Source organism: Chitinophaga sp. CF418 (assembly GCF_900142925.1).
GTDB lineage: Bacteria > Bacteroidota > Bacteroidia > Chitinophagales > Chitinophagaceae > Chitinophaga.
On the sequence record NZ_FRCN01000011.1, the window covers coordinates 1 to 24,226 of the forward strand.

21 protein-coding genes are annotated in these 24,226 nt (G+C 42.9%); 12 read left to right on the forward strand and 9 right to left on the reverse strand.

Annotation, left to right across the window (positions count from 1 at the left end; translation table 11 throughout):
- Together F3I09_RS22730 and F3I09_RS22735 are read left to right on the forward strand one after the other, a co-directional pair.
- Positions 1–266: transposase domain-containing protein (locus tag F3I09_RS22730; RefSeq protein WP_149697353.1), on the forward strand; the 266-nt coding region annotated here is incomplete at its 5' end.
- 113 nt (positions 267–379) lie between these two features.
- Positions 380–2,197, forward strand: coding sequence for a hypothetical protein (locus F3I09_RS22735; RefSeq protein WP_149697354.1), 1,818 nt, complete (start codon positions 380–382; stop codon positions 2,195–2,197).
- A 99-nt stretch (positions 2,198–2,296) separates the two neighbouring features.
- On the opposite strand, the gene F3I09_RS22740 is transcribed toward F3I09_RS22735, so the two are convergent.
- Complete coding sequence (locus tag F3I09_RS22740) at positions 2,297–4,690, reverse strand: TonB-dependent receptor domain-containing protein (protein WP_223233345.1); 2,394 nt, start codon at positions 4,688–4,690, stop codon at positions 2,297–2,299.
- A 351-nt stretch (positions 4,691–5,041) separates the two neighbouring features.
- Here F3I09_RS22740 and F3I09_RS22745 point away from each other — a divergent pair, with 351 nt between their 5' ends.
- The 6 genes from F3I09_RS22745 (at position 5,042) to F3I09_RS22775 (ending at position 12,892) form a co-directional block, all read left to right on the forward strand.
- On the forward strand, positions 5,042–6,100 hold the full coding sequence (locus F3I09_RS22745; RefSeq protein WP_149697355.1) for a sensor histidine kinase: 1,059 nt from the start codon (positions 5,042–5,044) through the stop codon (positions 6,098–6,100).
- Positions 6,101–6,104: 4 nt separating this feature from the next.
- Positions 6,105–6,839 (forward strand): LytTR family DNA-binding domain-containing protein, encoded by a 735-nt coding sequence (locus F3I09_RS22750; protein WP_149697356.1) that lies wholly within the window; start codon positions 6,105–6,107, stop codon positions 6,837–6,839.
- 470 nt (positions 6,840–7,309) lie between these two features.
- Positions 7,310–7,795, forward strand: a complete 486-nt coding sequence (locus tag F3I09_RS22755) for a hypothetical protein (RefSeq protein ID WP_149697357.1) — start codon at positions 7,310–7,312, stop codon at positions 7,793–7,795.
- Between the two features lie 12 nt (positions 7,796–7,807).
- Positions 7,808–8,566, forward strand: a complete 759-nt coding sequence (locus F3I09_RS22760) for an oxygenase MpaB family protein (RefSeq protein ID WP_149697358.1) — start codon at positions 7,808–7,810, stop codon at positions 8,564–8,566.
- A 490-nt stretch (positions 8,567–9,056) separates the two neighbouring features.
- Entirely contained in the window at positions 9,057–9,941 is an 885-nt protein-coding gene (locus F3I09_RS22770) for a right-handed parallel beta-helix repeat-containing protein (protein WP_149697359.1), read from the forward strand.
- Between the two features lie 416 nt (positions 9,942–10,357).
- Positions 10,358–12,892: a hypothetical protein gene (locus tag F3I09_RS22775; RefSeq protein WP_149697360.1), complete on the forward strand. Its 2,535-nt coding sequence runs from the start codon at positions 10,358–10,360 to the stop codon at positions 12,890–12,892.
- A 5-nt stretch (positions 12,893–12,897) separates the two neighbouring features.
- On the opposite strand, the gene F3I09_RS22780 is transcribed toward F3I09_RS22775, so the two are convergent.
- Complete coding sequence (locus tag F3I09_RS22780) at positions 12,898–13,335, reverse strand: acetylxylan esterase (RefSeq protein ID WP_149697361.1); 438 nt, start codon at positions 13,333–13,335, stop codon at positions 12,898–12,900.
- A 132-nt stretch (positions 13,336–13,467) separates the two neighbouring features.
- On the opposite strand from F3I09_RS22780, the gene F3I09_RS22785 reads away from it, so the two are divergent.
- Positions 13,468–15,534 carry a beta-galactosidase gene (locus F3I09_RS22785; protein ID WP_223233346.1) on the forward strand — a complete coding sequence of 689 codons (2,067 nt, stop codon included), beginning with the start codon at positions 13,468–13,470 and terminating at the stop codon, positions 15,532–15,534.
- 83 nt (positions 15,535–15,617) lie between these two features.
- Here F3I09_RS22785 and F3I09_RS22790 read toward each other — a convergent pair whose 3' ends face one another.
- The 6 genes from F3I09_RS22790 to F3I09_RS22815 all read right to left on the reverse strand — a co-directional run bounded on the left by F3I09_RS22790 (position 15,618) and on the right by F3I09_RS22815 (position 20,607).
- Positions 15,618–16,019 carry a PaaI family thioesterase gene (locus tag F3I09_RS22790; RefSeq protein WP_149697362.1) on the reverse strand — a complete coding sequence of 134 codons (402 nt, stop codon included), beginning with the start codon at positions 16,017–16,019 and terminating at the stop codon, positions 15,618–15,620.
- 17 nt (positions 16,020–16,036) lie between these two features.
- Entirely contained in the window at positions 16,037–16,360 is a 324-nt protein-coding gene (locus F3I09_RS22795; RefSeq protein ID WP_149697363.1) for a cupin domain-containing protein, read from the reverse strand.
- Positions 16,361–16,384: 24 nt separating this feature from the next.
- Positions 16,385–17,170 (reverse strand): PhzF family phenazine biosynthesis protein, encoded by a 786-nt coding sequence (locus tag F3I09_RS22800; RefSeq protein WP_149697364.1) that lies wholly within the window; start codon positions 17,168–17,170, stop codon positions 16,385–16,387.
- Between the two features lie 78 nt (positions 17,171–17,248).
- Positions 17,249–18,664, reverse strand: coding sequence for a PLP-dependent aminotransferase family protein (locus F3I09_RS22805; RefSeq protein ID WP_149697365.1), 1,416 nt, complete (start codon positions 18,662–18,664; stop codon positions 17,249–17,251).
- Positions 18,665–18,921: 257 nt separating this feature from the next.
- Entirely contained in the window at positions 18,922–19,461 is a 540-nt protein-coding gene (locus F3I09_RS22810) for a YSC84-related protein (RefSeq protein WP_149697366.1), read from the reverse strand.
- A gap of 333 nt (positions 19,462–19,794) precedes the next feature.
- The gene (locus F3I09_RS22815; RefSeq protein ID WP_149697367.1) at positions 19,795–20,607 is read right to left on the reverse strand and encodes a class I SAM-dependent methyltransferase; all 813 of its coding nucleotides are present in this window, start codon (positions 20,605–20,607) and stop codon (positions 19,795–19,797) included.
- A gap of 303 nt (positions 20,608–20,910) precedes the next feature.
- Here F3I09_RS22815 and F3I09_RS22820 point away from each other — a divergent pair, with 303 nt between their 5' ends.
- The 3 genes from F3I09_RS22820 (at position 20,911) to F3I09_RS22830 (ending at position 22,696) form a co-directional block, all read left to right on the forward strand.
- Positions 20,911–21,300: a hypothetical protein gene (locus tag F3I09_RS22820; protein WP_149697368.1), complete on the forward strand. Its 390-nt coding sequence runs from the start codon at positions 20,911–20,913 to the stop codon at positions 21,298–21,300.
- Positions 21,301–21,389: 89 nt separating this feature from the next.
- Positions 21,390–21,767 carry a hypothetical protein gene (locus F3I09_RS22825; protein WP_149697369.1) on the forward strand — a complete coding sequence of 126 codons (378 nt, stop codon included), beginning with the start codon at positions 21,390–21,392 and terminating at the stop codon, positions 21,765–21,767.
- A 293-nt stretch (positions 21,768–22,060) separates the two neighbouring features.
- Positions 22,061–22,696, forward strand: coding sequence for an OmpW family protein (locus F3I09_RS22830; protein WP_149697370.1), 636 nt, complete (start codon positions 22,061–22,063; stop codon positions 22,694–22,696).
- Positions 22,697–22,835: 139 nt separating this feature from the next.
- Here the strand turns inward: F3I09_RS22830 and F3I09_RS22835 are convergent, their stop codons facing one another.
- Entirely contained in the window at positions 22,836–24,059 is a 1,224-nt protein-coding gene (locus F3I09_RS22835) for a vWA domain-containing protein (protein ID WP_149697371.1), read from the reverse strand.
- Between the last annotated feature and the right edge of the window lie 167 nt (positions 24,060–24,226).

A 24,226-nucleotide genomic window follows, 5' to 3' on the forward strand; every position in this document is an offset into this window, starting at 1 on the left:
CCTATTATGTCAACGATGGTATGCTACATCCGGATAATAATCCGTGCGAGAGGAATATCCGTCCAGTGGCCCTGGGGCGTAAAAATTTTTTGTTCGCTGGAAGCGAGAAGGGAGCACAACGCCTTGCGATGTTATACAGCCTCATTGGAACGTGCGCTATGAACAATGTAAATCCTTTTGAATGGCTAAAAGATGTCTTCGATAGAATAAATAATCATCCAGTTAATAGGCTTAATGAACTCCTGCCACACAACTGGAAATCATGACATCAATTTTGCAAGCACTATAGTTTTATTGGTTTACCTCCAAGACGCTCTATCTCGAGTGCATACACATCGCCAAAGAGCAATGGGAAAAACTGGATTACGCTGCATTCCAATTGACGGTATCCCGTGACGATCTCCAAAAGGCAGCAGCGAATATCACCGCACAAAATTACAGCAACGCACTGCAGGTGTTACGGATTGCCATTAACGCCTACCTTACCTATGTGAACCTGCTTCCAATGTCCACAGTAGCTGGCGGTGATCCCTCCGGCCACGGAGAAGGAGTAGCCAGAGGGGAGATAAACTATTTCGAATTCGCCGCTTCACAGAAGTTCCAGAAAAACGAAGAGACGCCCTCCGGCAACAACCGCCTGGAATCCTATACTCCCCTGGATGACGAAGCACTGAAACATGAGAACTTTACGGGCATGGATACAGAACTGCGGAAGCTGTTGAAAGGTGAACTGCAGAACGAGGAGCTGGAAGTCTACAAAAAAACAGTCCGTGGAACCCTCTGGACGATGTTCGCCGCCGAAACGCCGGAAGTATTTGCGCAAGGTCACCAGCATACACAGAAAAAGGAAGTGCGGGAAGAGATCTGGGCTTTATCCCTGCAGAATTTCCTGCGTACTATCAGGGTGGCCTATCCTTTTGCCTACGATTTCAGTCAAATGCATGATACTGCACTTCTCACAACAGACGTAACACTAAAGGCCCCTGCGCTGAATGCTGCACATATCGTGAAACTTGTGAATGGAGAAGAAAAGTTTACCAACATCGCCGGGACTTATACCTTCAAAGACGCGAACGATAAGGTAAAAGTGGAGTCAGAACTAGGCGGATCGGATAAACTGGATGAATCGAGCGTACGGGGTGGCGCCTTTGGCTATTCAGATATTGCCGGTGGCGGATCCGGCTTCCAGGCGACCGTACTATTGAATAACCGGGATGATATCGGCGATATTATCACCACAGGACGTACCAAGAGTCCCTTCAGCGGTACCATGGGGGCTCATACCACCGCCTGGGCCGTTCACCAGGATGCTGTCATCAATTCTCTCCGTGGCCTTTCCCTCTCAACGGCGCTGCTGCAACTGTCACTCATGACCCAGGAAGCCATGAAAAGTCCGCAACTTGAATTTGCCGGTGTGATCGATGAAAAGCACCAGATCTTCCTGGTAGGTGCATTTAATAACGCAAAGAAATATGCAGGCATGGTGGGCGAAGTATTTAAGCAGGATATCGCGAAAAAGACTGGCTTCCTGGAGGTTTTTATTGCTGTTTATCTTCACCTCCTAAATGTCACTCCCCTGGCAACCATCTCCAAAGGAGGTGTTCCTGGTGGGCGCAAGGAAGGAATGCACCGCCAGTTCCTGAAAAAGTACGAGACTGACGGCGACGCTGTCTTTAGTCCGGATCAACTGGCCGGTAAAGAGAAAATTATTACGGATCACCTGATCGGCATGTTTGACGCCAGTGGATTGGCACATTTTCCCCCGAGCCTGGGCCAAAGGGAAAAGACAAAGATCGGTGAATATGTTGAAGGGGGCTTTGAAGAAGGGCATGAATTGTGGAACTTCATTAAGGATAGAGGAACCGATAAGGCTAATCAGAAAAAGAAAAAGTACGCACTTGATCAATTCCTGCACACCACCGCAGAAGCCTACCCACGCTCGCTTAAAAATAGCAATGTGGTAGAGGCCCTGTCAGTCAAATATGATATCAGCTTGCAGTCGCCGGAACGTCCCAGGAATATCATCGGCCAGCAGGTAATGGTCATCGGCAATAAGCAGGATCAAAACGCACAGTTGTACAAAGGCTATGCAGGCACTATAAAACAGATCAACGCCTATGGCATCTCCGTATCACTGGATGCCATTTTTAAAACCATCGTACTGCAGCCGGAATCTATAAAATTCGTTTTGCGATAAGGCTACGTCTATGGCTCGGTTTCTTCCCCAAACAGATTCCATCGTAAATGGTATCATTACAGCAAACTAACATCAGGATTCACTTAAGCCAACTCAAAGTCAATCGCGATTTCCCTCTTTCCGGCTTCTGAAAACCTGGCCTTCCTTCCCGGTAAATTTGTAACTAAAGCTAAGCCTGAACCTTGCAGCATTAAAATTGTCGGTTTGGTCTATGATGTAATTTTCCCCGGTAACCACTGACCTTATCTTACGGGAGTTCAAAACATTAGTTCCGTCCAGGGTTAGCGTACCCTTATCGTTTAGCACGTTTTTGCTTAACCCTGATGAGAGGTAGTGGTAAGCGCTTGTATGTCTTTGTGCATTGTTGCCAGGGCCCTGCAAATCATACCTGGCCTGAAACGCTGATCTCCAGGGTAGCTTAACACGTATATTGATCCTGCCATTCCAGGAAGTGTTTGTAAAATCAAAATCAGTTTCTTTATAGTAACCCTTCTGCCTGAACCCGTAAACGCCCAACTGGCCGTTGAGGTTCAACCATTCTACAGGATCATAAATAGCGGATAACTCAACACCGTAACGGTTTTCCTTGTCCAGATTGAACGGCATCGTTATAAAGGTGCCTTTATCGTTATGATAGGTGTACTGCTCAATGGGTGCCGTCGTGAAATGTGCATATACCGTCGGGTTAAAAGTAAACTTATCCCATTGCCTCAACAACGCCAGTTCGATGACATTGGTGTAAGAAGGGTTTAAGTCAGGGTTCCCGACAAATTGTGTATTGAAATCCGTTAGTTCATTGAAGGGGTATAAATACCATAATTCAGGCCGGTTGATCCGCTTTGCATAACTCATTTGAAGAGTCGATCCTTTACCCATTGCATAGCTCAGATTGATGGTTGGGAATATTCTGCCATAATACTTCTCTTTATTAAAAATGCCTCCCTTGTCCCGGATCCCGATTTGCGTCCATTCGTATCTTAAGCCCAGCAAGTAATTGAAACCACCAGCTTTGCTGCGGTATTGCGCATAGGCGCTCCAGATGCGTTCATTATAATGCAGCTTATTGTCGATGTTGTCAAATGTTACCCAATCCTTGTCAGGACGTTGCTCCGCCCTGAAATAGCTTGACACAGATCTGTTTTCCCCTTTAATGCCTGATTCCAACATCGATTTATTTTTAAAAGGGTTTACTATATCCGACTGCACGACCAGGTCTTTGCTGGCGCCGATAGCAACTGTTCTGATGGGATACAAATCGGTAACTACGGGAAATGTTTTCCGGGTCGACAAGTCCCAGGTTTTATTACTGTTCCAGAAGTCGTATTGCAAATCAATTGTGAACTTTTTGCCCTCTTTATCAAAAGTCCTCGTATAGTTTGATTCCAGTTGATTATAACTGCGGACTTCCCTGGATCTCCCCTTCCGTGTGATGCCGCTGTCGATGCCTGTACTCCCAAAATCATAATCCAGGGTCGTCCCGTCTATGTCCTTTGTGGCATTTCTAAAGAATGCCAATGTAAAGGTGTTCCGCGGGTTAATGAAGTAGTCCCCTCCGAAATAAACAAGCCTGCCATCATCATGCCTGTTTTCATGTTGCACCTTACTGAGCGAGGCAGCCGCAATACCTGTCGTCGTTTGTTTCGTGGTATACAACCCGACATAATCCGAATAGCGGCCGCCTAAGGTAGCAAACAGGTTCAGTTTGCCTGTTTTGTAGTTCAGGTTAGCATTCAGGTTATAATCGTTTGGAACACCCAATACCAACCTGGCCTGGCCGCTGAGCCCTTCTTTTATATTTTTTTTGAGCACAATATTGATAATCCCGGCAGAACCGGCAGCATCATAACGGGCAGAGGGACTGGTTATAATTTCTATCTTTGCAATACTGGCAGCTGGAATTTGTGTCATCACATTGCCGGACGTAAGCCCCGAACGCCTCCCGTTTATCAGGACAGTCACGTTGCTGTTGCCCCTCAGCCTGACAGCGCCGCCTGGTTCAACCGCAACTGAAGGTATGCCGTTCAAAATGTCGCCAGCCGAGCCACCCTGGGACAATATGTCTTTACCGATCAAATATACTTTCTTGTCAGGCCTCAGCTCCAGGTCGGATTTTTCCCCGGCCACCACCACCTCGTTGAGAGAGACAGTACCTTCTTTCATAGGTAGCGTGCCCAATTCCAACTTTGCCGTTATACCAGTCACCGTTAGTGGTTGGGTATACGGCTGGTACCCCATGTAAATAATTTCCAATACATAATTGGCCGGTGGCAATGAATCGATCTTAAAATACCCGTTCTGGTCGGTCAACGAGGCAACTATTGTTTTTCCCGCACTGTCTTTAATTATCACCGATGCATAAATGACAGGCTCTCTCCTCTTTTCGTTCATCACTTTGCCTGAAATGGCACTCTTACCCAGGTGGCCCTGGCCGGCAGTTGATGGCTGCTGCCCATAAAGGGCAAAAGGGTAAATGTATGTGGTTATACCTATCATCAAAAGGAACATCTGAATTGTCTTTCCGGATATCATTGCAGGGAGCAGCAACGATGGATAAAGCCTTTGCCCGATCCGGGAACACTTGTTTGCAGGGTATAGCGTGGACATAGTTGGTCTGAAATGTTTCATTGCAAATGAACGCCATTAAAACATCCGCTTCACAGCATTTTGCCAAACCACAAACTGCAAGCCCTATAAAGCCTGGCTGAACCGTTTTTCTGCATACAGTATGAATATGTGCTGAAAACTGCTCAAAAACGGTCGTTTGTCGAAAAGTCGCCATGTAAAATGTCAAAACACTAAATTTGGTCTGATAAAAAAGTTACGCGAACAGGCTAATAACAGTTAATGACGAAACGTTTTTATATAGCGGGGAACAGGTTACTTACCCATATCCTTTTCTGGCTCGGCTATCTTTTGGTCTATACCAGTGTACATGCGGATGGGGAAGGCGGCCTTTTCAAATATTTCCTGGATGAATTACAAAGGTTGCCGGCAGCAATGCTCGTAACCTATATTAACATCTATCTATTGTTTCCCCTCCTCTTCAAGCAAAAAAGATATATCGCTTATGCTACATCTGCCATAACGCTCCTGTTTGTGGCTTCTCTGTTGGACCGCATATTACTGGAACGGTTTATCGAGCCTACCTTTTTTCCGGATACCACCTACTATGAGGCCATCTTTGTATGGTATCTGATTTTCAAAGTGATGCTTTGGTTTCTGACGCCGGTACTTTTGTTTACGCTGCTGGTTAAAGTGCTGGAACATTGGTTTGACCAGGAACGGATCCACCAGGATACGCTACATGAAAAACTGGAAGCGGAACTGAATTATTTGAAAGCCCAGGTACATCCACATTTCCTGTTTAATACCCTGAACAATCTTTATGCCCTTACACTCCAATCTTCCTCCGATGCGCCAAAAGTAGTGCTGAAGTTATCGGGGCTGATGAGTTATATGCTTTATGATTCACAATCGGAAGGCATCTCGCTTGCTAAAGAAATAGCACATATCAGCAATTATATCGAGCTGGAAAAACTCCGTTACGGCAACAGGCTTGATGTTTCACTTAATGTATCCGGTGAAATTGAAGGTAAAAAAATAGCACCTTTGCTCTTAATCCCGTTCGTGGAAAATGCCTTTAAACATGGAGTAAGCCATGAAACAGACAACGTATGGGTTACTATTGATGTCAAAGTAAAAGATGAGTGGTTAAGCGTAAAGGTCGAGAACAGTCATACGGGGACGGATAGCAGCCCGGCCGATAATGTTACCCATGGGGGCGGGATTGGCCTGCTTAATGTAAAGCGAAGGCTTGACCTGCTATATCCGAACACGCATAGATTGATCTTACAAAAGGAACCGGAATATTATACTGTTGACCTTAAAATAAAATTGCAATAATTCGATGGCAGCAAGCAAAATCAGGTGCCTGGTTGTAGATGATGAACCCCTGGCAATAGCTATCCTGGAGGATTATATCGGCCAATTGGAAACTTTGACCCTGGTGGGCAAATGCGACAATCCCATTGAGGCATTGCTATTTTTGCAAAAGAATAAAGTGGACTTATTGTTCCTTGATATCCAGATGCCGAAACTGACAGGTATCGATTTCCTGAAAACACTATCCAACAGGCCGAAAGTAATTTTTACTACCGCATTCCGGGAGTATGCGCTGGAAGGTTTTGAGCTCAATGTCCTGGATTATCTGCTCAAACCGATTCCTTTCGAACGGTTCCTGGCAGCAATTAATAAATACCATTCCGCAAATGAGTCATCAAATCCTTTACCGCAAATTTTAATTCCTCAGGATAGCGGAACACCTGGCGAACAGTTTATTTATCTTAAGTCAGATAAGAAGATGGTTAAGGTTTTTTTGAAAGACATCCTTTACATCGAAAGCCTGAAAGATTATATCAAAGTAAAAACATCCGCTCAGGAAATAATTACCTACCAGCGGATCGGTTACCTGGAGGAAAAGTTGCCTGACATACAATTCTTGCGTATCCATCGGGCATATATCATTGCAATAGATAAAATCAAGTCATTTAGTACCTCTGTTATTGAGGTGGGGGACCTGGAGCTTCCGATTGGCCGCCAATATAAAACAGAGGTCATGAAAGCCCTGGGGATGCGGGAATGACAGTGTGATGTCTGAAGTTAAGAAATCGCGGTTATTAAACTACTTAAAGTATGCAGTATGAGTGATTGATAATTGAAAATCGCCACATTCGCGTTTTAATGTTCTTTAAAATTGCATTCCGTGAGTTAATCCGTGAGTTCATAATATAGAAAACGGTGTAACTACTTGGAATAATATAATTAGCAGGGTACATATAGGAATCCACGCTGCTCAATGGCCATCTTATCTACACAGAGTTCCTGTAGTTCATCCAGAGACGCTTTTATCCGCCGCACGCCACTATTATCCTCCACTAATTTAAAATTATCATTGAATAACACAAAATTTGAATATACATTAGGCAGATCATACGGACTCTCCTTCTGATTCTTTTCTTTTAATCTTTGATAATCGCTGTTAGGATAAAAACAGGCATCAGGGTATTGGAAGTATGAAATAAGTTTACTTACTTTGTATTACAAAGCACTTCTATGATATCAAATACGGAAAAATTCAGGAAGGAAATAAAGGTTTTGCTTATCATTTTTATCATTTCCCTTCTTTTGAGTGGTATCACCGCCTTCTCTGTAGAAACCGAGCTACGATGGGCCTGCTCCTGGTGGCCTGAGCAATATTCCGACTTTTATAAATGGTTATACGCCTGTTACCACGCAATAAAGAATACCAATGAACAATATCCTTATCTTGCTTATGGATACGACTGGCTGGCATTTGCACATATTGTAATCGCTATCGCATTCATCGGTCCTTTTAAGGATCCTGTAAAAAACATCTGGATCATTGAATTCGGCTGCATAGCCTGCATATCTGTTATTCCTCTCGCCTTTATAGCTGGGCATATCCGGCAGATACCTGTTTACTGGCGATTGATTGACTGTTCGTTCGGAATTATTGGAATAATCCCCTTGCTGATATGCCATAGAAAGATAAAACAACTGGAGAAAGCGATAGCTTAAAAAGTAATTGTGATGAAGACATTTGTAGAGGATACGTCAATTGTAAAGAAAATATGGAGCACGACAGATATTACACTTTTTATATTTGCCGGCGCCAGTGCAGAATTTGCCCTGAATAAGCAGGTTGACTGGTTATACTTTACAGGTAAATTGCCTGGTGATCCTATCGGACGTTTGTTCTCAACGGTAAAATACGCACAGTACATTATTTTCAAAGAAGAAAAAGAAGCCATCGCTTCGATTGAAAAAATAAATACAGTACACCAGAATGTTGAATCAGCGCGTGGTTATAAAATATCCAATGAAGGCTACCAGAGTGTATTATACATGTTGATCCATTATTCGATCACCTCCTTTGAATTATTGCAAAGAAGATTAACCGATGAAGAGCAGGATGAAATTGTAAGCACCTTCACCAGAATCGGTCGTCATATGCAGATCCGCGATATTCCCTCTAACTACAAGGAGTGGAAAAAAATGTATGAATACCAGTTGACACACAACCTGCTGAATAGTTCATTTACCAGTGATCTTTTTCAACAATATAAAAAGCATTTAGGCGCCTTCCGTTATTTTTTATTGTTGGATATTCAAAGAATACTGGTACCCAAACAAGTGAATCATCTACTCGATCTGGGACGTCCACGATTTGTTCAGTTGCTGATTCCGGTTTACAGGTTAATCCGCAAACACCGATGGCATAAACAGCTTATACTCATGATGGTGCCCCGTAAGTTCAAAGAGCAGGTAAAGGCGATGGAGCAAAGATAAAGCCCCCGGATTTACCAAGGGCTTTCGATGGTATGCTTATAGCCTAACCTTCGGCCTCTATTTCATTATTGGTACCGGCAAAGGATAAATAAGATCTTATAGAAATCCCTTCTGTTCGGAGAGATATAATTGTCACAAGCAATCTCTTCCGCGTTTACTACCTTGATATTCCAGTTTTGAAAGTAATCGCGCGTCACTGGCGTACGGGTGGGAAAGTCTTGAAGTTGGGAAATGTCTGCCATTTCCTTTCGCTTGAATAGAACTGCCACTAAATTAGCTATTTATCTTAAAAAGTGACAATGGAGATAGAAGCTAGCTACTCTTTCCCACCTATAGCCACAACAGGGTCGAGACACTACGGCCAATTTATGCAATCGTTGCCGGTAACGATTGCGTAAAAAAATCAACCAAAGCCTAATCAACCTATCATTTAATTGCTGAAATTCAGTTTACCCCTCATTACTATCTTTCAATAATTAAAACCCACATTATGAAAAACAATTCCCTCATTATTTTGCTTTGTATGGCCCTCGCCAGTTGTCAGAAGAACAATTCACTATCCCCCGGCATTGCTGACGAAAATCTGCCCTCTTTGGCTGTTGTTACTGCAGCCGCCAGCAGTGTAACAGTAAATACAGAGTCAGCCCTGAAATCGGCTATTAGTGCCGCGAAGGCAGGCGATATCATCACTATCAGCGGCACTATCAAACTTACCAGTACCTTACAGTTACTTAACAGCGGCACCTCCAGCGCCAAGATCAATTTTACCGGCGGCGTGCTGGATTGTTCGGGCATCTCCTCCGGCTGGGGCGTGAAATGTAATGGGAGCTACTGGAACATTACTAACATGACTATCAAGAATGCGCCTGATTGCGGCCTTGTATTCCAGTATGGTGGTTATAACTATGTATATAACGTTACCACTTCAGGCAATCACGATTCTGGTTTGCAGATCTACAACCAGTCGCATCACAACAACATCAGCTATTGTAACTCCAATGACAACTACGATACGCAGAATGCTGGTGAAAATGCAGATGGCTTTGCATGCAAGTTATCAGCCGGGGCAGGTAACCGCTTTGATCACTGCTCGGCCAATCACAATTCGGATGATGGCTGGGACCTGTACGGACAGCCTTCTACGGTTACCATCACCAATTGTACAGCCACCAATAATGGCTATGGCGGCAATGGAGATGGCAATGGCTTCAAATTGGGCAGCTCCGGGCAGAACGTACCCCATACCGTTACAAACTGCACATCAAGCTACAATAAAGCATCCGGTTATGATGGAAACGGAAATACCGGTCATATTACCACCACCGGGAGCACTGGTACAGGTAATGGAAAAACGCTGTTTTACAGGATATATTAAGACAAGGCTGGTTAGAGGAGAAGGCTGGTTTTAGACTTTCTAAAGATCCGGAAGCAACAAGAAAAGTCGAGACTCCTAAGATGAGTTTCGACTTTTTTGTTGCAAAAAACGGCGGACAATTCTGCAGCAACATATCTGCCTCGTTTCAGCTATTTAAAATCGGTAACTGACAGCTCCTTTTCATATTATTATCTATTCTTCAATTTCGTGATTTTGTAAATGCTCCATGTGGATTGCCGTGCCTATGACCAATTAAGTTCGCTGTACTTTCTTCCAATATCTCATGCAACAAACCATCTCCAACAAAAATACAAACTAGTTGGTATTTCCCTTTACCAACTTCCGGCTTAACTTCGGGCTATACGTGCTCCACACATCAATATCGTTCTATCAAATACCGATAAATCATATTTGCGATGGACTCATACCACAACCATAAACTCAGTTCATACTGGAACCTTTTATCGGGCAGCAATGGAAGAGTCAATGAGAATTTATTGGACAAAGCTGCAAAAAATTTCCAAACTCTGCTCCGGCTTATAGGCAAGATCTTAGCAGATGCTGCTGTGGAACTCCTTTATCTTATAATATTCTGGTTTGTCATAACCAAAATGAACCAGGGAAGGGACTTGATTGTAAGTTTGTTTGAGCCTGACGGCATCTATGGTGAATACAGAGTCTTATTTACAATATTAGCTGTAGTCAGCTTTTCTTTATCGATGTGGATAATTCCCGCATTTATCTTCCAACAAAGAGATGACCATTACAACAAAACCAACCCGGGGGAATATACATCCATTTTTAAGCGTCACCTCTTTTTTTTCCATAGGACCCTGCCGCTCATACCATTTTGGTTGCTGGCTTTCGCGTTGTTTAACGGGAAGCATATCTGGCTGTGGTTTATCGGATTTTCCATTATTGAACTAATCATATTGTCTGTCATTACCAACATACACAGTTATAAAGCACGCACATGGTATATTCGCATATTAGTTATTCTGACGCTATTAGCGTGTGGCAGCACATATTATCTTTTTCACCGTACATACTTTGAAGCTAAGGTTGCATTAGCAATTCTTCTCTATTTGCTCTCCTTCCTGATGCATTTCTTTTATTATAAAAGCGATAAACTCATTATTGAACGACATGCAACGGCGGGCGGTACTCCTTTTAAGAAATACAAGGAGAACAGCGATCTTTATATATTTCTATTGGGAGTACACATAGCACTGGTTTTCGCTCTTTTCTTCTATCACACAATTTCCGAATTTGCACCAGAATCAATACTACTATATATATTTTCACTCAATATCTTCTTTATCGATTTTGTCGCATACCTGATTAACGTAAGCAACAGGCGAAAGTTCATAGCAATGGTACTTGGGATACTAATAATAGCCCTCTATGCTCTTAGTGATTCGGTTAATCTAAACCTGGTACATTATACGTTAGATGCATGCAGCGATTCCATTGGCTGGAAAAATATAAACAGAGCAACATTTGAAGTCAAATATAAAATGTTAAAAGACGATATGGACAAAACCCCTGCCACAGTGCCCTACCCTATTATTCTGGTTGCCGGAGAAGGTGGTGGCTCAAGGGCTGGTATGTGGTTCAGTCAAAACATGATCAACTTTGACTATTATACAAGGGGTGAATTCCGTAAACACATTTTTTCCATCTCAACTGTATCAGGAAGTTCCGTAGGGCTAAGTACCTTGTTTGCATTCTGGCAGCAAAATGGCACAGCAACAGACGTAGATAGCAGTTGGCTGCATCTACCTTCAATGGTTTATAAGAACAACTTTGTGGGCAGCTCCATTAGCGGATTATTATTTACAGATCTGTGGAAAGCATTGTTGCCCTTGGATATCAGTTCAGATGACCGCAATAGCGAACTCCAAAATGAAGAAGCGCTCTATACCCAACAAGCATGCAATGAGATTTCGGGTGGAAAAAGTACTGATATGATACTTAAGAAGAACTTCATGAGTTTCTTTTATAACAGAGATAAGAATGGCTTAACACTGCGGGTTGACCGTCCACTTGTTTTTATTAATACATGCAGAAGCAATGATGGGCGCCGGGGAATATTCTCACCTGTTAAATTAAGTAACGATTATTTTAACGACGCCATCGATATTATTGGATATTTATATGAAGACTCCATATGCGATTTTTCAGGGCGGAAAATTCACGGAAGTTTAAAGAAAAATATTTCACTCGTACAGGCTTGTAACACCAGCGAATTATTTCCCCTCTTCAGTGCTCCTGCCTATATTGATAGCCTGGGCAATTTCGTTGACGGAGGATATCATGAAAATTCGGGATTAAAAACAACCTTAGATGTCTATAGAAAGCTACGGGCAATGTTTTATAACGATTCTACGTATAAACATGCATATGTAATTTATATTGTATACCTTAAAAATAGCCCTTCACAGAAACAACTTTATGATTCCCGGAAATCCGAAACACCGCTGGTGGGTCCTCTCCAAGCCTTTGCCAATCAGCCTTTCCAGGGTAGTGCTTCTTATTTTGAAGAACAAGCCAGGTTTCTTAGCAGAATTGATGAAAAAGTCAAATTTATTGAAGTAGGACTTGATCATCAGTGGGTAATTGATGCAGACTCAACGAAAGAAGGCATGAAGCCTTCACTAATTGATAAACAGATTTTAGAAGATCTCCGGACCAGCGCGGACACAGTAGATGGTAAGATAGCGCTGAATTTTCCGCTCGCACGATGGCTCTCAAATTCAATCATACGGAGGATGCGCGTCAATGCGTCTTTGTACAGGAACCGTAATGATAGCATTTTTGGATTGCTTAACACAGTCAATAGCGTTAATCATGTACAGACTGCTTCTCTAGAGCCGTTTAAAAGATTATCCAGCAATGTTAACAAAAAGATGGCAGTTGTCTCTGGTAAAAAGAACCGGAATTCCCCCTAACAACACTATTCAAGCCCGAATTTCTTTCGCAGCCAATTCCGATAATATTGATGCCATTCCTTCCCTAAAGGATGCGCTTTCTCTGGTAAAATATGGTATTCCTTTTCCGCCCTGATATTGCCGAATGCGGCGAAACCTATTCGCGGAGGACAATCATCGTCAAACAATCCAACTCCCATCAAAACAGGACATCTGATAAGTCCTGAAAGATTAATATTATCCACGAGGTTCATTGTTTGATACATCTGCTCAGCGCTGGTATTATAGTCGCGGGTATAATAGTTCATCTCATCCATATACACAGTCCGGATCTTAACATGATCAGCGAAATCACACAGGAACGGACTACCCGCAACGCAATACTTAACTGTAGTTGAGTTCCAATTTCGATTTTCTTTCCTTTCAAAATAGTCCACTGCGTTCGAACCAGGGAAAGATTTCACGAACTAAAAATATAAGAAAATTTGTTTAAATCTGTGGCAGTGACAGTCCCGGACACCTCCCTATGCAAGTCCGTACTATGTTTTCCCAAAGTAATAATTATATTTGTCATACTAACACTTAACTGAAACGTTATGAAAAAAATACTGGTTGCTATTATTCTTCTTGCATCCCATAAAGAGGTTATTGCCCAGTCAGTGAAAATAGATCAGCTCCTGTATGGCGTTGCATACTACGACGAATACATGCCTTATGAGCGTCTTGAAAAAGACGTACAGATGATGAAAGAAGCCGGTATTAATGTAGTTCGCATCGCAGAATCAACCTGGAGCACAGTAGAACCGCAGGACGGTGTTTTCGATTTCTCGCATATTGACCGGGTGCTGAACGCCATGCATAAAGCCGGTATTAAGGTGATTGTAGGCACTCCTACCTATGCCGTCCCCACCTGGCTGGTAAGGAAATATCCGGATGTGCTGGCCATCACGCCGCAAGGTCCCAGCCGCTATGGCCCTCGTCAGAATATGGATATCACCAGCGAACATTTCCTCTTTCACGCCGAACGGGTGATACGCAGGATCATGGAGCATGTAAAGGACCATCCAGCCATTATTGGTTACCAGATAGACAACGAGACCAAGCATTATAACTCAGCAGGTCCTGATATTCAGAAGAAGTTTGCAGCATATATAAAACAGAAATTCGGCTCACTCGACAGCCTCAATAAGATCTGGGGCCTGGATTACTGGAGTAACAGGATCAACAACTGGGAGGACTTCCCATCTATGGTTGGGTCTATCAACGCCAGCCAGACAAGCGAATTTGCGAAGTTCCAGCGAAAAGCGGTCACAGACTATCTCACATGGCAGGCAGCTATTGTCAATGAATATAAACACCCCGGGCAATTTATCACACAGAATTTTGATTTTGAATGGAAGGGGTACTCTTATGGCATACAGCCCGATGTAGATCATTTTGCTGCTGCTAAAGCACTGGATATCGCCGGTGTAGATATCTACCATCCCTCGCAGGATGCATTGACTGGTTTGGAAATTTCCTTCGGTGGCGACGTAACCCGTTCCATGAAAGGGGGTAAAAACTACCTGCTGCTGGAAACAGAAGCACAGGGCTTTCCCCAATGGGTGCCTTATCCCGATCAGCTCCGGTTGCAGGCATTCAGTCACCTGGCTTCCGGCGCCAATATGGTAGAATACTGGCACTGGCATTCCATTCATAATTCTATAGAAACGTACTGGAAAGGCTTATTAAGCCATGATTTTGAGCCGAATCCCACCTATGAGGAAGCAAAGACGATCGGCAGGGATTTTCAACGACTGAGCCCACATCTGGCCAACCTTAAAATTAAGAACAATGTAGCGGTCCTTTTCAGCAATGAAGCGCTGACAGCCTTTAACCAGTTCAAGCCCGGACGGGAAAACTATAACGACATACTCCGGCCAATGTACGATGCGCTATACAGGATGAATGTAGGCGTTGATTTTATAGACCCTTCAAGCACCAATATAGAAGACTATAAACTACTGGTGGTGCCCGCTTTATATGCAGCGCCAGACAGCCTGCTACAACGTTTAAACCGTTTTGTACGTAACGGCGGACATATCGTATATACCTTTAAAAGCGGTTTTGCAGACCAGAACGTAAAAGTGAGGGCCAGCCGCCAGCCCGGGATCATTGGTGAGGCCTGCGGCATCTACTACAGCCAGTTCACCACTCCCCAAAATATATCTTTAAAAGGCGATCCTTACCAGGTGGGCAACGAGAATAATAAAGTAAGCACCTGGATGGAGCTGATCACGCCGACCACAGCCAAGGTGCTTGCGTACTATGATCATCCTGTATGGGGAAAATATGCAGCCGTCACGCAGAATAACTACGGCAAAGGCCAGGCCACCTACATTGGTTCAATGCCCAGTAACACTGTAATGGAAAAAATACTAGCTGATGCTCTAAAAAATGCCGGTTTGTGGAGCGAAGAACAACAGCTTTATTTCCCCGTCATTACAAAAAAGGGCGTTAATAAATATAGCAAGGTGGTCCGTTATCTTTTCAATTATTCTGCACAACCAATTACAGTCAATTATACATTTGGAAACGGGCGTGAATTATTGCAAGGCGCAGAGGTTGATAAAAACAGCGTAATCAGGCTGGAGCCCTGGGGACTTAAGATAATAGAGGAATAATGCTGTGAACATGAGGGATCACAGCAATGCTTGCTCCTATCGCCATAGATGCTGCATTCAATAAACGCAACATAAAGCATATATCATGTTCGTACCGCTATCATCGTCGCTGTCATTTTTGCGATAAGTTGTTGTTCTTCTGAATCGTAAACATAACCTTCGCAAACAGTCAGCGTTTTGCCAGATTGCAATACTTTACCTAATGCAATAAGCTTAGAAGTTCTGGCCGGCTTTAAAAAATTCACCTTAAACTCTACGGTTAAAACGGCTGCATCATCAGGCATCAATGTAAGAGCCGCATAACCGCAGGCGCTGTCAACAATGCTGGTAGCAACGCCTGCGTGGAAATAGCCATTTTGCTGAGTAAGCGCTTCTGTGAAGGGGCAGGATATTTTCACCATGCCTTTTTCAACAGCGGTCAACTCTGCTCCTAAAGTCTGCATCAGTCCCTGCTTATAGAAACTTTCTTTTACCCGGTTGTGCATGTATACAATTTATTTTGCTACAGGTAATCTTGCCTGATAGGTGTAAAAACATCCAATACTTCTCCAGCTTCTATTATTTTTATAGAATGCTCAACATTAGCGGGTATGGAATAACTGTCCCCAGACGATAATTCATATTCCCTTCCACCAAAGCTTAGTACATATTTTCCCGAGATCACATAGCCGCTTTGTTCGTTAGGATGCTTGTGAACAGGTACGTTATCAGTACTTTTGTACAACATCTTTGTAACCATAGAATCATTACCAATAGCCAGTACGACAAAGTCTACCCCTAAAAATTGCCTTGATACACTATTCTCCTGTTTTACTACATTTTTCATACTACTGATCTTAATTGTATAATATTAAATGAATATTCCCCCTTTTAAATATAGCACCGCTCTTCCTCCCAATTCAACTCTGTCATTCAATAAACGGCAGGTAACCTCGCCACTTCGGCTTGACAACTGAAATGCATTCAGTTCAGTCTTATTTAACTGTTTCGCCCAATATGGTGTTAAGGTAGTGTGAGCAGAACCACAAACAGGATCTTCATTTATGCCAACTGCAGGGGCGAAAAATCGGGAAACGAAATCATATGTTGTTCCTCTTGCAGTAACTATAATTCCCCTGGCCTTTATTTTGGCAATAGCAGCGAAGTCGGGCTGTATGGTACGTATATCTTCCTCATGCTGAAACACCACCATATAGTCGGTCTTACCTTTAAATGCAGCTATTGGTTTTTTATCAGTTATTGATAACAACTCATTAGTTAGCTCAACTTCCTCAAAGTTATCTACGGGGAAGTTGAGTAAAAACTTATCTCCCTGAACAGTCACAGGTAAAGCTCCGCTGCGTGGAGATGTAAAGTTGATCACATCTGCCTTAAAACCTTCAAGGTTACGCAAAACGTATGCAGTAGCTAGGGTTGCATGTCCACAAAGGTCTACTTCTACGCCTGGTGTAAACCATCTGATTTCAAATCCATCGCCTTTAGGTACGTAAAAAGCCGTTTCAGAGAGGTTATTTTCTACTGCGATTTTCAATAGTACATCGTCCGGAAGCCATTCCTGTAATGGGCATACCGCTGCGGGATTGCCAGTGAATATTTTGTCTGCAAAGGCATCAACCTGGTATAATTTCAATTCCATAGTCCTGATTTTTTGTAAAACTAAAAAAGTAGCAATTATGGATACAGATACAGATATAACTATTTATTAGGGTACAGTTCAAAGTGCGTTCTTAACGATATTACCTAGCTTCTTAAGGTCCCTCTCCAGCTTCTCACTCCATTCAAGTGCAAAATTCAATCGCATACAATTTCTATATTGGTCACGTAGTGTGAACATTCTTCCTGGCGCAAAACTTATTTTCTGCCTGAGGGCGGTAGCGTATAGTTCTGAGGTATCTATTTTTTTATCCAGTTCAATCCAAAGTACAAATCCTCCCTGCGGTTGGGACACCTTCGTATTATCAGGAAAATAGCTCTCTATAGCCCTCTGAAATTGCAGACAATTCGCATATAAATTCTTCCGGAAAGTACGCAAATGATGATCATACCTACCGAATTCCAAAAAATCCGCTATTACTTCCTGATACAAGGTTGGAGTAGAGATGGTCTGTAATAGTTTTTGCCTGATGATCTTTTCCTTAAATTTCCCTGGCGCTACCCAGCCTACTCTGTAACCAGGAGCCAAACTTTTTGATACAGAGCTACACCACATCACTATCCCTGCTTCATCGAATGTCTTGCATAGTGTAGGTCTTGAACTGCCAAAGAACAAACTGCCATATATATCATCTTCTATTAACGGTATATCATAAGCTGTCAGCATTTTTACCAGTTCTTTCTTATGTTCCTCGGGCATCAGGCATCCTAATGGATTGCTAAAATTGGTAACAAAACAGCATGCACTGATCTTATGCAGCACTTTTTTTAGCGCATCCAGTTCCACACCTGTAACCGGATGCGTCGGAATCTCAATTGCTTTTAACCCAAGAGAGCCTAATATCTGAGGTAGCCCAAAATAAACAGGGCTTTCAATAGCTATGGTGTCTCCTGGTTTAGTAACAGCCATCAGACAATTAAAAATGGAATTCATAGAGCCGGAGGTAGTGACAATATCATCTTCTGTAACTTTCCCCTCAAGTACCAATGACCACTTTGCGATGGTCCTTCTGAGATTAATATTACCCTGAACAGGTTCATAGTTTATTCCTCCGTCCTCCAATCTGTTCAACACCTGCATTGTGCTCTTATTCAGCCTTGCAACGGGCAATAGACTTTTGTCTGGTACACCAAGTGAGAATTGTGTAATCTCCTTATCTCTTAGCGTTTCAAAAACTTTAGTAATCAGATCCTCCGGGTGTTTTTCATTATTAGATGATTGCAGTTTGCTTATACTTGGCAGCGAAAACTTCCGTCTGGATGTTTTACTGACGAAGTAACCGGATTTGGGTCTTGATTCTATCAATGATTTACTCTCCAGTTCCAGGTAAGCCTGTATAGCAGTATTTATACTTACATTGTAAAAGCTTCTTATCTCTCTGATTGAAGGCAACTTATCACCGAGTTTCAGCGTTTCATTTTCAATTTGCTCCTCAATTACCCTTGCAATTTTTGTATATAAGGTGTTCTCTTTCATTTTTCACGATTCTGTACCCTACAAAAATATGCAATTTGAATCTGTATCCACCTCAGGAATTCTCTCTCCTTCAGTTCACCCACATCTGATGCAGGCGCCATCCAATGTAATATTGGCAGGCAGGTATGTGTTTGATTCTGATCATCTTACTATATATAATAAAAAGGTCATTAGCTGTTCTAATGACCTTTGTTACTTATCTCCTAAATAACACCGCTTTAAAGAAATTCACAGGATCTGTGTTATTCCGGGATTACCTATTTCGCACGTGGCTGATAAGTAAACTTCTGTCCGCCGAGGGCAGCCTCAAGCATCAGCCCACCTTTCTCCTGGCTGAATACCAGTACACCATCCCGGTACTTAACATTGGCAGCAGCCCCCTCTTTAGCAGCGATCGCTGAAGCCTGGCCGGAAAATTCAAGTTTGTTATCCTTAAAGTGATCCAGTGCCGCTTTATCTTCGAAAAAGATCACTTCCCTGTACGCCTGACCACCAAACTGGAAACCGGCGGTTACCTGTATCATCTTTGCAAGACCAATCAATTTTCCTTTTTCATATACAGCTCCTCTGCCGGCGGCTCCGCCAACACCTGCTGCGCCTTTACCCACATTGGGAAAAATGACGTATCCGTAACTGTGGTCAAAAAGGGCGTCCATGAGTTTGTCTGTCTCAATAAAGGCCGCTTTGGCCTTTTTACTATCGCCTATAATCCTTTCTTTTTCCTGCCCTCTAACCATCAACGGAAGCAATGATCCTGCTAATAAGATAATAGCAAGTCCAATCAGATACTTTTTCATAGTAATATCTTTTGGTTAGAAATGTAACCGGGCGCGACAATCTGTATCTATTAAGCTGCCGGCACGATCTGTACCCTCAATAGTACAAGTAATATGCCATCGGGGATCATGCCGAAAGATCAAGTTATCTTTATATTTTATATGGGATTAATTTACACTTTTAGCTGGTAACATTCATTGGTTGCTTGTACGATCCATGCTCTCAATGCCTTGAGCAGTTTGCTCAAATAGCATTGCCACATGGTTGATATACCAACTATGTCAAGCTGCTCCAATTTGAAATGATAATGTGTTGAGTGAGCTTATCACTGTCTAATCATAAGAGGCCCCTTGTCAACAATTTACAGTAACCCTCAGATAAGTAGCCGGTATTACAGTACCCTTCTCCGATCCGTTCTTATTCTGGTTGTTAAAAAGCTCTTCCAACTCCTGTTGCAAATCCGCAGATCTTCCCTCCTTCTCAGCAGCTTCAAAAGCATTCATTGTAGGTCCATAAAAACTTCTAAATACCGTAACAAATTCAGCCGGCGAAAATGGGGCAACAAAAGTATAGGTGTCTCTGGTAAATGATATATTCTCTTTTGCGATACCCGCGTTGCCAAAGCGTTCAATCACATTACTCTCAATACCCCAGGTCATCGGACTGATAAAACCTTCTGGCGGAGGTGGTGTGTAAGATGAACTGATCTTCAGTATCTGGGCCACGAGCGTTGGATCGCCGGGAATCCAGTTCCCCATAACTATTTTCCCTCCTGATTTTGTCACACGAACCATTTCCTTCGCCACATCAAAAGGCTTTGGTGCAAACATGGCCCCGAAGATGCTCACCACCATGTCAAAGGACTTATCCTGTAATTCATTTAAGTTACTGGCATCCCCTTCCTGGAATACGCAATTAGTGAGCCCCGCTTCTTTAGCCCTCTGCTTGCCCGCTTCTACAAGATTTCCTGCAATATCAACACCTAAAACCTCGGCGCCAATTTTTGCCTCAGGAACTGCTGTAGTGCCATCGCCACAGCCCAGGTCAAGCACTTTCATTCCTTTCGTAACACCAATTTTAGACACCAGCTCCTCCCCACTTTGACGCATGGTCTGAGCAATACGTGTAAAGTCTCCTTTTTCCCATAATGCTTTGTTTGGATTCATACTGTTTCATTTTAAATGTTCAAAAAATTGCTGCCACTTATTTGAGCCGGACGACCGGACAGGCATACCGGAAAATGTCAGCCGATAACAAAGTAACAAAAGCCAGCTGCGACTGGTTCAACCTGCCTGTAAAAATTACAGTAACAAAGGATGCAAGCAGGAGTTTTTTGCATCAACTAAGATCTATATAGGTAGAAAAGTTTATTTAACATTAGCAAATGTTTAGCATAACCTGTGTCCGAAAAACACTTATATTCGTTACGATATTTTTTTTTAACCCAGACACAAAAAGAACCATTATCTATGAGAAAGTTGTTCCCTGTTGCATTAATGCTATGCGCATTCTTTTCCTTATCCAGTTTTGCTCCTGTACGCTCTGACGCTCCCGTAATCAAAGAAAGTGCACGCAGGTACTCCTTTCCGATTACCGGCACCACTGATGGTACACCGGGACAAGGCCAGCCTGCCGGCACCATTGCCTACGAAGTAAATGGCAGTGGAACTATACCATCTTCTATTACGTTCAAAACGCTGTCCGGTACTGTACTGGGAACTTATTCTTTTAGCCTGAGCTCTCCCGGAAACTACCTGGCTGGAGGCATGAAAACACAAACGTCTATTACAGCCGTGTATTTTCATATCAGCAGCGCTTGTGGTACTGGATACTGCCTGGAGTTCATTGGCGCAATTTGATGCTTAGTTGATCGTGCTACGAGACACAATCAGGCATCTCCAGCATAGCCGCTGATGCCGCTGCTTTTTAAAAACTCAATGTACTATTTATGAAAAAATTGTTGTCCATTGCACTATTACTGTGCCTGTCCTTCTCTTTGTTCAGTTTTGCACCTGCGCGCCAGCCCCCCCCGGTGGCAAAGCAAAATGTCGCTTCCGTTACTTTCCCGATCACCGGGCAGACCGGCAGCAAACTTGGTACACTGGATTATGTGATAGACGGTAGTAGTAATGTACCTTCGAGTATCACTTTCTACCTGGCTGGTACATCAACGCAAGTTATTTCCAGGCCTTTTACCGTTTATCCGTCGAGCGCCAATACCTGGATTGCAGACGACCTGAAGACAACTACAGGTATCACAGCCGTCCTATATCATAGTATAAGCAGCTGGCCAGAATATGCTATTGAGATCATCAGCCCATACTGATCCTTTAATTTGTTCAAATAAAAAGACCTTCCCGGTACATGGGAAGGTCTTTTTATTTTCATTTTCACACATCATTTCTATTTCCTTCCACTGCAAGACAGCATCCATCTGATAACCGAAAGATATAACCATAATAATGAAGGTTAAATTCATTACACACCGGGTTTCTATCCCTCCGTCTGAGCAGTATCAGCCATTCAAATCCTCAGAATCAGTAATACCCCTGCTCTTAGTCACCTTTTTCATATTGTACCTTCTCTAGGTTTGTGTCCACAAGAAACCAAATTACAATTATGAAAAAGGTACTATTATTCAACATCTTATGCTGCCTCAGTGTATTAGGATTTGCTCAACAGAAAGGAGAATGGCGTGCACGCCTGAGAGCCACGGCGGTAATTCCTGACGCCAGCGCCACTATCAGTACAATAGGCGGCAGCGCTGACATATCCAATACTGTTATACCAGAACTGGACTTTACCTATTTTCTTTTTGACCGGGTATCTGCAAACCTCATCCTGGGAACCACCAGGCATAAGGTAACTGCTACGGGCACCGCCCTTGGCGATGTAGACCTGGGGAAAGTATGGCTGCTGCCTCCTACCCTGACCTTTCTGTATCATCAGCCTGTAAGTAAGGGGATACTACCATATGTTGGTGCAGGTGTTAACTACACAATATTCTACGGTATAAAAGAAGGTCCTGCTATTGCAGATATTTCTTACAAGAATAAATTCGGCTTTGCTACTCAGCTGGGTATTGATATAGACATCAGTAAAAAATGGTTCATCAACATAGACGCAAAGAAGATCTGGCTGAAAACAGAGAATACGGTCACCACGGTTCCGGAAGTAGCCGGCGGCGCGACCGTATATGCAGATACAAAGATTAATCCCTGGCTATTAAGCGTAGGCGCAGGATTTAAGTTTTGAGAAAGGATACACTAAAGCAGGAAGTACCCTGCAGCACTTCGAATATGATGACACACATAAAAAGAGCTGCACTTAAGAGCAGCTCTTTTTATGTGTGTCTCCCCCAAAGTCACGCCTGACCTATTACAACCTTCTCTCATTAATATTTAGCATCAGCTTTTAAGTGGATATTCTTCTTTTCGGTTTGCTTCTGAATACTTTTATATATCCGGTTTGTAAACGAGCTATCTACTTCCGCTGACTTACGACTCTTAAGATCCTTCTCTATAAACTCCTGCCGCTGTTTTGTAAATTTGATTAATTCCCTGTCTAAGCTATCTCTCTCAGCAATTTTCTGTTCAATGAATACTTTCCTTTGAGTTGCAGTCATATTTTTCATAACATCAGGCAATTCTTCCTCCTTGATAGTATCAAAGCTCACTGACTTATCTCTGTAACTCTCTAATAATTCCTTCTGACCATAATATGCAACCTTACCGGCTTTGGTCGAATTATATTCTGCCCGCTGCGCTTTTACATTTGCCTTAACTCCACCTGCAATCATTTTACTATTAGAGATTTTTTTATAGGCAACAGACTTTTCATTTGCATCGCCATAATAGATCCTTGTATCATCCAGCTTGTCCGATAAATCAGCAATCGCAGCATCATACGGGGTATTCACAGCTATATCATTGGCGTCCATTCCTACCTGCGCATAGCTGCCCTGATTACATGACGCAATTTCCTTCCATATACGCATTGCTTTGCTGTCATTTCCCATCAGAATGGTGTTTAACACAATATCTCTCTGCTTAGCCAGCCCACAACTCACCGGGTATTTCACATCATCCTGGTAATCCATATGCGGTGAGCGGTCTCCTACCAGGAATACTGTTTTATATGTGTCATTAGACGTATCCCAGTTAAACTTTGTCACTGCCTCATACAAGGCCTGATTAACACTTTCCGGCTCATCTCCCCCACCTTCTGCGGCTATCTGCATCAGCTTTCCATATACATCGTCTATATCGCTTGATAAAGCGACCTTTCTGGTCACAAATACATCTCCCTTATCCCGGTAAAACAATAACCCTATCTCAATTACGGGCGCCGGTTCTGCCTGTGCGAGACTCCCTGCAATTGACCATATCTTTTCCTTTGCGGCGCCTATAAGGCCACTCATGCTGCCTGTAGCATCTAAGGCAAATACTATCTGGATCCTTGATTGAGCAGGATTCGGCTTATCCGGAGTTTTATCCGGCTGTACCGTCAAAGTCCGCTGATCTTCAGTCCGGGGTTGCTGCGTATAAGGATATAAGTAACTGATAAACAAAGAGGCTCCAACAATTGTCAGAATAGGAAAGAGAATCTTCTGGCTCATGAAAAGTTGATTTTAGGTGATACATTAGAGGATTCCCCGAAAATCAGTTTTCCATAAACGTAATTGTTAAGAAAATCACAAAAGGAGAATACATTGATTTCCATTCAATTGCCAATTGAAAAAGTGTCTCCTTTTGTAAAAACGATCGAAGTATTTTAGCTTTGATG